Here is a 9,116-nt window from a genome sequence, read left to right as displayed (position 1 = left end):
GGGGCAGGGGGAGATGAGGGAGATGAGGGAGATGAGGGAGATGAGGGAGATGAGGGAGACAAGGAAGACAAGGAAGACAAGGAAGACAAGGGAGATGAGGGAGACAAGGAAGACAAGGAAGACAAGGGAGACAAGAAATAATAATTACTCCTGCCTTCTGCCTTCTGCCTCCTGCCTTCTGCCTCCTGCCTCCTGCCTTCTGACTCAGCACTCAGCACTATTTGGAATGTCTTTCGAGAGCAAGTTGAATTAATCGGTCTACTAATTCTGGAAAGGATACTCCACTATAAGCCCAGAGTTGGGGGTACATGCTGGTAGCTGTAAAGCCTGGTAAGGTATTGATTTCGTTAATCAATATTTCCCCAGTGGCTTCCACGTAGAAAAAGTCTACTCTTGCTAACCCAGCAGCATCAACGGCGGTAAAGGCTTGTAATGCCATATCCTGAATTTGACGGCTGACAGCATCTGGGAGGGATGCGGGAATGTGTAAATCTGCTTTACCTTCAGTATATTTAGTTTCGTAATCATAAAAATCACTGTTAAAAGTAATCTCGCCGACCACGGAAGCTTGAGCTTGTTCGTTGCCTAAAACAGCGCATTCTACTTCTCTAGCGACGACTCCAGCTTCTACAATAATCCGTCGGTCATAACCAGCAGCGTTATCTAATGCTGTTTCTAATTCTTGACGCGATCGCACTTTGGCAATACCCACCGATGAACCTAAGTTAGCAGGTTTGACAAAACAGGGATAGCCTAATGTTGCTTCAATCTCATCACAAAGTTTAGGAAATACACAAGGATTTGACCAAACTTGCGCTCTAGTTAACGCCTTATATTTCACCTGTGGCAGTCCCGCTTGTTCAAAAGCCATTTTCATGGCAATCTTATCCATGCCCATTGCCGAACCTAGCACCCCAGAACCAACAAAAGGGACTTGCATCAAGGTGAGTAACCCTTGAATTGTACCGTCTTCACCATTGGGGCCGTGGAGAATGGGAAACCAAACATCCACTTCCGCAACTTGGGAAGGTGATTGCCAACGGCCCAAAGCTTGAGTTTGAGGGTTAGATGCCAACTTATTTTGTTCTTGAGGTGTTAAGTTTTGGGATTCCAAAAGTGGGATACCAGAACCTAGAACCTGTTGGGGTGTTTCTCCCGCCAACCAACGTCCATCTTTTTGGATATAGAAAGGCAGAATTTCGTACTTACTAGCATTTTCCTCTGCACCTAAAGCTTTAGCGATCGCCCGTGCCGAACTAATCGAAACTTCATGCTCTCCAGAACGTCCGCCAAACAGCAACCCCACCCTCAACTTAGTCATCTTTAGTACCTCTAAACTTCTCAAGCAGCTAGCGTATCACAACCTACTAAAATTGCTATATTTTTACATGAACTCAGGTATTCCCAATCCTAGGCCAAACATAGGGAATCAGACATGAGACACAGGGAATAGGAGGCAGGAGGCAGAAGGCAGAAGGCAGAAGGCAGAAGGCAGGAGGCAGAAGGCAGAAGGCAGGAGGCAGAAGTAATTATTATTTCTTGTCTCCCTCATCTCCCTCATCTCCCTCATCTCCCTCATCTCCCTCATCTCCCCCTGCCCCCTGCCTTCTGGCACTAAAACCGCAACAATAGTAATAGTTACACTTTCACCATTGCTGATAAGATGCATGAATGTCACAAAAGCAACATAAACGTCACACAAAACTCGGTTGGTCTTTGGACGAACGAGATCCAAAGTTCATCCAATCTTTGATGCCCCTAGTAGGCTTTTTATATCATTACTATTTTCGAGTTCAAACTAGTGGCTGGCATCATATCCCACCCCAAGAAAAAGTTTTATTTGTCGGCTCTCACAATGGAGGACTGGCAGCTCCTGATATGGTAATGATGATGTACGACTGGTTTAGACGATTTGGTGTGGAGCGACCAGTCTACGGTTTGATGCATCCCAAAGTTTGGCAGGTTAGTCCCCCAATAGCGCAACTAGTTGCTAAAACTGGAGCGATTGTGGCTCATCCTAAAATGGCTTACGCCGCTTTACGTTCTGGAGCGAGTGTGCTGGTATATCCAGGTGGTGCAGAAGATGTCTTTCGACCGCATTATTTACGTAACAAAATCTACTTTGTGGGACGGCAAGGATTTATTAAGTTAGCGCTGCGCGAGAATGTGCCGATTGTGCCTGTGATTTCTTGTGGGGCCCACGATACGCTGATTGTCTTGACTGATTTATACAAAGTTGTACAGCAACTTCACGAGTGGGGAATGCCTTGGCTATTGGGAATCGATCCAGAAGTTTTTCCGATTTATATAGGGTTGCCTTGGGGATTAGCACTTGGCCCTCTTCCTAATATTCCCTTGCCTGTGTCTATTCATACAAGAGTTTGTCCGCCGATTGTATTTGAACGCTACGGCCGAGAAGCGGCTAGCGATCGCCAGTATGTCAATGAATGTTATGAATTAGTTGTTAGTCAAATGCAGCAAGAGTTAGACCAGCTAGTGAAGCTAAGTGCTGAGTCATAGGCAAGAAAGATTTTAAGGTTTAACAAATTCTCTATTAGTTTGCATTATTAACGTTCATTCTCTTTCATGCCAATACCAAAATACTCTGTTCCTGTACATCTACAAACTGACTAATCGTAGTGTAATTGTCTCGCAGAATTTTTACGATTTGGGAGGTTGGACAATTACCAACGCGGAGGTAGATGAATTTTGGAGGATGACCATATAGAAGACTACGTTGGTGGAAATCAGAGTCTTTGGAAACTATAACAAAATCATTGGCTCTAGCGTATTCTCAAATTAGTACATCATCACTCTGAATCAGTGCTAATGCTTTAACATGCACTGAGTCAGAATATAGATCCGTAATTTGGGAGATGATTCGGTTGGAGAGGTTTTCGTCTAGAAGCAATTTCACAGAGATGCCACAAATAACTTTCTCTCACGATCGGCCGCAAAAGCAAGACAAGCTTTGATGTCTTGGGAAGTGAGTTCAGAAAAATCTTCCAGAATCTCTTCTTCCGTCATACCACCTGCGAGATATTCTAAGATATCGTACACTGTGATTCGCATTCCTCGAATACAGGGTTTACCACTTCTTTTACCTGCTTCTATTGTGATGATGTCATCGTATTTCATGAGTTTGCAGGCATGTTTGCTTATGCCTATGTTTGGCGTAAACGAGTTGGTAATAATCAAAATTATAGTTGCTGTATTATAGCGTTCGACTAAATCAAGATAGCCGTGATTTATTAAGCAATACTCATAAACCTTTTAGACTGTTATTGCTTGCCGTACTTCTATTGGTTCGCCAGTCAAGCTAAAAGCACGAACTTCAGTAATTTTGACTTTCACCAATTGCCCTTTCAATTCGTTGATATTCCCAGTGAAGAAAGTCAGACGATTACCGCCTGTGCGCCCCATTACTTGAGTTTTATCTTTGGGGTTTTGGTCTTCTACCAAGACTTCTTCGATGCGTCCAAAGTAACGTTGCGATCGCTCGGCCGCTTTGATGCCCACTAAATGATTTAATCTTTGTAGGCGATCGCTTTTGACTTCTTCACTCAACTGATTTGTCCACAAAGCTGCGGGTGTTCCGGGACGCGGTGAATATGCTGCTGTATTCAACATGTCAAAGCCAATATCTTCCACCAGCTTTAAAGTATTTTCAAATTGCTCTTCTGTCTCTCCAGGAAAACCCACAATTGCATCAGCACTAATTGATGCATCTGGCATATACCGCCGAATTGTATCGATAATCCGGCGATATTTCTCATGAGTGTAACCCCGTGCCATTGCTTTTAAAAGTTGGTTATCCCCAGATTGAAAGGGAATATGAAAGTGTTCGCAAACTTTAGGCAATTCTGCACAAGCTCGAATTAGGCGCTCAGTAAAATAACGAGGGTGACTTGTAGCAAATCGTATGCGTTCAATCCCCGGTACATCATGCACGTAATACAGTAAATCTGTAAAAGTGTGCAGATACCGACCTTCCGGCGTTACACCTGGCAAATCTCTACCGTAAGCGTCAATATTTTGACCGAGAAGAGTTACTTCTTTGTAACCTTGTTGTCCCAATTCTGCCATTTCGGCGCGAATGGCTTCGGGCGTGCGGGATTGTTCTACACCGCGTACATTCGGAACGACGCAATAAGTGCAACGTTCGTTACACCCATATATCACATTCACCCAAGCAGTAACTTTGCTGTCTCGGCGCGGCTGGGTGATATCTTCTATGATATGAACTGGCTCGGTTGCCACAACTTGATTACCCTCCAAGACCGACTCTAATAAATCTTTGAGACGGTTGGCGTGTTGTGGCCCCATCACTAAGTCTAATTCTGGTACTCGCCGCAACAGCGTTTCACCTTCCTGCTGGGCAACGCAACCAGCAACAATCAATGTTAAATCGGGCTGCTCGTGTTTGCGCTTTGCTTGTCTGCCGAGATAAGAATAAACCTTTTGTTCGGCATTATCTCGAATCGTGCAGGTATTGTAGAGAATTACATCTGCATGATTTGGGTCTTCTGACCACTCAAAACCCATGTCTTCTAAAATGCCAGCCATGCGTTCTGAGTCGGCTTTATTCATCTGGCAACCGAAGGTGGTGATATGGTAGTGGCGTTTAGAGGCGGTCATGGGCAATTATGCTTAATCAGCGTAATGTTATATAAGCTTTATTTCTATTCTATTAAAGTATAGAAAAGACTACTCGATGGAGGAGGCGATCGCTTTTATGGTTCAAGAAGCGTTTTCGGCTGATATCGCTCCCACCCCAGACATCAGCCAGCTAATTATCGAAGATGATACACCTGTGGATAACTTTCGCTCAGAAAAACAACAGCGTCTGTTAACTGAAGTTTTATATAGTTCCTGGGTTCCTCCTACAGATTCTCAAACATTTATCGCTGCTGCGAATGTCGGAGTCTTTTACAACATTGGCTTACCCCCACTAGTGCCAGATGTGTTTCTCAGCTTGGATACAAGTATGCCTGAAGATTGGCGGGAAAAAAAGAATCGTACTTATTTTATCTGGGAGTTTGGCAAAGCTCCCGATGTGGTTATAGAAATTGTCTCGAACCGTGAAGGTAATGAACTGGGCAGTAAGTTGAGGGATTACGCCCGGATGGCAGTAGGATACTATGTTGTGTTTGACCCTCTGCAAATCTTGGGAGATAAAATACTACGCACTTACCAGCTAGCAGTAAGACGGTATGTAGAGATGGAAACTTTCTGGCTGGAAGAAGTAGGTTTAGGGTTAACTTTATGGGAAGGTTTGTTTGAAGGTAAGCAAGATATTTGGTTACGCTGGTGTGACAAAGAAGGCAATATTTTACCAACTGGGGCAGAACGCGCACAAGAGGCTGAACAACGTGCCAAACAAGCCGAACAACGCGCGCATACCGCCGAACAACGCGCCGAACAACTAGCAGCCCAATTAAAGGCTTTAGGAATCGATCCTGACCAGTTGCCTAATTAAATGTTAATTCTGATTAACTGCCGCTCTAGACTAAGACAGCAAACGTTTAGAGCGATCGCTTTTTATTTTCATTAATTTCTACATAATTCATAAATAATTTCAAGATAGCTCAAGTAAATCAGATTCGATAAACGCTATCTTGTAGATGATTAAGCACCTAAGATATCTACTCGGAAATTGTGACGAGTTAGTAGCTCTTAACTGTACTTGTAGAGATAGGATCTACTAGAAGAGTATGATTTTAGGAGTAAAACTCTGTCTTTACAATTTCTTACCTTTCCGCCCTCAAATTCTCAACCTCCCGTCGGCTTAATAGTTACTTTACACGGTTGGGGAGCTAACGCTGAGGATGTCGCATCTTTATTACCTTTTTTCAGATTACCTAATTACCAGTTTATCTTTCCCAATGCCCCTTATCCTTACCCCTATTCTTCTATAGGAAGGGCGTGGTATGACTTGAGAATGGAAAATATGTATCAAGGTTTAGCAGAAAGTCGCCAACTGCTAATAGATTGGTTGCAATCTTTAGAAAGTACTACTGGTGTGCCTTTGTCACGCACTATTTTGAGTGGATTTTCTCAAGGTGGAGCGATGACTTTGGATGTAGGATTAAAGTTACCCTTAGCAGGTTTAGTTGTTATGAGTGGGTATTTACATCCAGATGTAGAAACCACAGCTAAAAGTAGTTTTCCTCCAACTTTGATCGTGCATGGTAGAAACGATGAAGTTGTGCCGCTGCAAGCTGCCTTAAAAGCACGCGAAACTGTAGAGTCTTTGGGAGTTGCCACAGAATACCACGAATTCGATCTGGGACATGAAATTAGTCCACAAATGTTAGAAGTGCTACGAAATTTTGTTGTAAATGCAATTGGCTAGTCTCGATTGCAACTTTTTTACAAATAAAGGTAAAAATCCGGAAAATTTTTACGAAATCTATGCACTTGAATGAGTAATATAGATTGGGTGGCTGCGTCAAGCGCAACTCAACCCATGCTGGGTGCGAATGCTGCATAAGGGAGGGGCAAGCATTATGAAAACTCTAAGCATTTCCAAGAAAGAAATTGCTGCCATCAGTGCAGCAGAGGTGGAAGAGCTGGCTAATCGTTTAGAACTCGATAATTACAGCAATGCTTTTGAGGGTTTAAATGATTGGCATTTATTACGAGCGATCGCGTTTCAGCGCCCGGAGTTAGTTGAACCCTATATCTACCTCTTAGATTTAGAACCCTACGATGAAGCATAATTAGGAGTCATGAGTTAGAAGTTATGAGTTACAATTGCTAATTTTTAATTACCAATCATAACTTTTTGTCATGCCTAATTCCCAATCCAAAAACGAAAATCTCACCAAGAGGGTTCTAATTGGTGTAAGCGGCGGTATCGCCGCCTACAAAATTTGTGAGGTGGTTTCGACGTTATTTAAAACGGGAGTGGAAATCCGAGTTATTCTCACCCGTTCAGCGCAAGAATTTATTACGCCTCTAACTTTAGCAACTCTATCTCGTCATTGTGCTTATACAGACGATGATTTTTGGCAACCAATTCACTCGCGTCCGTTACATATTGAGTTGGGTGAATGGGCAGATGTATTTCTAATCGCTCCTTTAACTGCTAATACATTAGCAAAGTTAGCTTACGGGATGGCTGACAATTTACTCACAAATACTGTGTTGGCTTCTACTTGTCCCCTGCTATTAGCGCCAGCCATGAATACAGATATGTGGGAACAACTGGCGGTGCAGCGAAATTGGCAGCAATTACTCACAGATAGCCGCTATCACTGCATGAGTACAGCATCAGGCTTATTAGCGTGCGATCGCGTCGGTGCTGGTAGGATGGCAGAACCAAGAGAAATTGTCACTCATATCCAATCGCTGTTACACACTAGAGGTAAGCGAGATTTAGCAGGTAAACGAGTGTTAATCAGTGCTGGGGGGACGCGAGAATATCTCGACCCAGTTCGATTTATTGGCAATCCTTCCACAGGTAAAATGGGGCTGGCTTTAGCCCAAGCTGCACTTCACCGAGGTGCAAGCGTTACCTTAGTGCATGGCCCGGCAAATTGGGAAGTACCATTAGGAGTGCAAGCAATTTCCGTTATCAGTGCAGACCAAATGCAGCAGGTAATGTTGAAATCCTTACCCAATGCTGATGCGATTATCATGTCAGCCGCTGTGGCGGATGTGAAGCCCAGAGATTATAGTACGGAAAAATTACCTAAGCGATCGCTTCCCCAAACTTTACCCTTAGAACCCGTACCAGATATCGTTACCCAACTAGCACAGCTCAAAAAACCGCATCAACGTTTAATTGGGTTTGCCGCACAAACAGGAGATATTATCACACCAGCTCTAGAAAAGTTACACAATAAAAACTTAGATGTTATTGTTGCTAATCCTATCGATCTACCTGATAGTGGTTTCGGCAGTGACAACAATCAAGCAATATTTTTAGATTTGCAAGGACATAAGTTAGAAATTGCACCTTGCACTAAATTACAAATGGCACATCATTTATTTGATTTTGTCATCTCTGAAGGAATTTGAGTAAATAGAAAGACACAATTAAATAAAACCCAGTATTAAAAGCGTTAGTACTTTAAAACCTTGACTATAGCGATAAATCTCTTATTTTTGTCCGAGGAAAAACCGCTCGTTAAGACCGCAAAGAGGCTAAGGAGAGGGCTTTTCGAGCTTTATGTATAGATTTACTTAATTAAAACTAATTAGCCGGATTTGATATTATTAATGCAGATAAGCCAGATAATATGAAATACTAAAGGCAAATATTACTAACAAAACAGGAATAAAAGTACTAAACTCTATTTTGCGTTTCTGAAATACTTCTAATAAAGACATTGGAATAGTCAAAGGCCAAAATATAGTCGCAATTATAAACATCACAAAAGACAAAAACTTTTCTTCTGGAGACGAACTAGGATGTCGCAGAGAAAATATTAGCCAATTGCTGAAGAAATAACAGGATATCAGTACATAACTAATAATTAAAGTTAATAGTATCTGATTCATTGTCAATACTCCTTCAGATATTTGGCAACTCATTCAAAATAAACTAAACGAAGTTATTATACAATCACCTTGCTAGCAATCTATATATCTGACTTTTCACGGCAAATTTTAATATACCTGATACTCGATACCTCAGACCTTCTAACTTTCTCCGGTATGTGGAAAAGTCTAATTTAAGATTGCCATATCAATCCAATAAATATTATGCGAAGTCAGAAAACATATTAAAACAGTAATTCTACGTTTTTAAAGCGCGATCGCCTGGAGTCATTAATCATCAATCAGCAGTCAATTGCTGATTTTTTCAGGAAAAATTTAGGATCTACTGACTTTCCACTCTAGCAACCGCTAAATAGACCATCGGGAAACCATAAATGATTTTTGATGAAGACAAATCGAAACTCGTTTGGCAGAATAGTACAACAATTGCAATGTATCAAATATTCTCATTAACCTGACAGTAGGAGTAACAAAAACATTCGTTTGGATGGTTGTACGCAAAGCTTTGGCTCAGAATTCTCACAAGCTATATGGGTAGATTTTTGATCGACCTTGTTATGACCAAGCCCCGTTGGGGCGGGGTGTGGGGTGTAGGGTATGGGGTGTGG

9 protein-coding genes and 1 pseudogene are annotated in these 9,116 nt (G+C 42.2%); 5 read left to right on the top strand and 5 right to left on the bottom strand.

Annotated features, from left to right (window positions below; genetic code table 11):
- Positions 1–217: 217 nt before the first annotated feature.
- Positions 218–1,321: a D-alanine--D-alanine ligase family protein gene (locus I8752_RS20570; protein WP_214434151.1), complete on the bottom strand. Its 1,104-nt coding sequence runs from the start codon at positions 1,319–1,321 to the stop codon at positions 218–220.
- Between the two features lie 350 nt (positions 1,322–1,671).
- On the opposite strand from I8752_RS20570, the gene I8752_RS20565 reads away from it, so the two are divergent.
- A complete protein-coding gene (locus tag I8752_RS20565) occupies positions 1,672–2,520 on the top strand; it encodes a lysophospholipid acyltransferase family protein (protein ID WP_214434150.1) in 849 nt (282 codons plus the stop codon).
- Between the two features lie 64 nt (positions 2,521–2,584).
- On the opposite strand, the pseudogene I8752_RS20560 reads toward I8752_RS20565, so the two are convergent.
- From I8752_RS20560 to miaB, 3 genes and pseudogenes are all read right to left on the bottom strand, one after another.
- Positions 2,585–2,917: pseudogene (locus I8752_RS20560) on the bottom strand (DUF5615 family PIN-like protein).
- On the bottom strand, positions 2,914–3,138 hold the full coding sequence (locus I8752_RS20555; protein ID WP_214434149.1) for a DUF433 domain-containing protein: 225 nt from the start codon (positions 3,136–3,138) through the stop codon (positions 2,914–2,916). The pseudogene I8752_RS20560 and the gene I8752_RS20555 overlap by 4 nt, the downstream one beginning before the upstream one ends.
- Before the next feature lie 135 nt (positions 3,139–3,273).
- The gene (gene miaB, locus I8752_RS20550; protein ID WP_214434148.1) at positions 3,274–4,638 is read right to left on the bottom strand and encodes a tRNA (N6-isopentenyl adenosine(37)-C2)-methylthiotransferase MiaB; all 1,365 of its coding nucleotides are present in this window, start codon (positions 4,636–4,638) and stop codon (positions 3,274–3,276) included.
- Positions 4,639–4,735: 97 nt separating this feature from the next.
- On the opposite strand from miaB, the gene I8752_RS20545 reads away from it, so the two are divergent.
- The 4 genes from I8752_RS20545 (at position 4,736) to coaBC (ending at position 8,025) form a co-directional block, all read left to right on the top strand.
- Entirely contained in the window at positions 4,736–5,479 is a 744-nt protein-coding gene (locus I8752_RS20545) for a Uma2 family endonuclease (RefSeq protein WP_214434147.1), read from the top strand.
- A gap of 255 nt (positions 5,480–5,734) precedes the next feature.
- Positions 5,735–6,355, top strand: a complete 621-nt coding sequence (locus I8752_RS20540) for an alpha/beta hydrolase (protein ID WP_214434152.1) — start codon at positions 5,735–5,737, stop codon at positions 6,353–6,355.
- Positions 6,356–6,509: 154 nt separating this feature from the next.
- On the top strand, positions 6,510–6,722 hold the full coding sequence (gene isiD / locus I8752_RS20535; protein WP_214434146.1) for a protein IsiD: 213 nt from the start codon (positions 6,510–6,512) through the stop codon (positions 6,720–6,722).
- A gap of 70 nt (positions 6,723–6,792) precedes the next feature.
- Complete coding sequence (coaBC, locus tag I8752_RS20530; protein WP_214434145.1) at positions 6,793–8,025, top strand: bifunctional phosphopantothenoylcysteine decarboxylase/phosphopantothenate--cysteine ligase CoaBC; 1,233 nt, start codon at positions 6,793–6,795, stop codon at positions 8,023–8,025.
- A 198-nt stretch (positions 8,026–8,223) separates the two neighbouring features.
- Here coaBC and I8752_RS20525 read toward each other — a convergent pair whose 3' ends face one another.
- The gene (locus I8752_RS20525) at positions 8,224–8,508 is read right to left on the bottom strand and encodes a hypothetical protein (RefSeq protein ID WP_214434144.1); all 285 of its coding nucleotides are present in this window, start codon (positions 8,506–8,508) and stop codon (positions 8,224–8,226) included.
- Positions 8,509–9,116 lie beyond the last annotated feature (608 nt).

It is taken from the genome of Dendronalium phyllosphericum CENA369, from assembly GCF_016056275.1.
GTDB classification, from domain to species: Bacteria; Cyanobacteriota; Cyanobacteriia; order Cyanobacteriales; family Nostocaceae; genus Dendronalium; species Dendronalium phyllosphericum.
The sequence above is the reverse complement of the archived record's forward strand: the minus strand, read 5'-3'. Positions and strand labels throughout refer to the sequence as shown.

Coding starts and splice junctions, on each gene's coding strand:
- I8752_RS20570 (WP_214434151.1), bottom strand. CDS start 1,321: ATGACTAAGTTGAGGGTGGGGTTGCTGTTTGGCGGACGTTCTGGAGAG.
- I8752_RS20565 (WP_214434150.1), top strand. CDS start 1,672: ATGTCACAAAAGCAACATAAACGTCACACAAAACTCGGTTGGTCTTTG.
- I8752_RS20555 (WP_214434149.1), bottom strand. CDS start 3,138: ATGAAATACGATGACATCATCACAATAGAAGCAGGTAAAAGAAGTGGT.
- miaB (WP_214434148.1), bottom strand. CDS start 4,638: ATGACCGCCTCTAAACGCCACTACCATATCACCACCTTCGGTTGCCAG.
- I8752_RS20545 (WP_214434147.1), top strand. CDS start 4,736: ATGGTTCAAGAAGCGTTTTCGGCTGATATCGCTCCCACCCCAGACATC.
- isiD (WP_214434146.1), top strand. CDS start 6,510: ATGAAAACTCTAAGCATTTCCAAGAAAGAAATTGCTGCCATCAGTGCA.
- coaBC (WP_214434145.1), top strand. CDS start 6,793: ATGCCTAATTCCCAATCCAAAAACGAAAATCTCACCAAGAGGGTTCTA.
- I8752_RS20525 (WP_214434144.1), bottom strand. CDS start 8,508: ATGAATCAGATACTATTAACTTTAATTATTAGTTATGTACTGATATCC.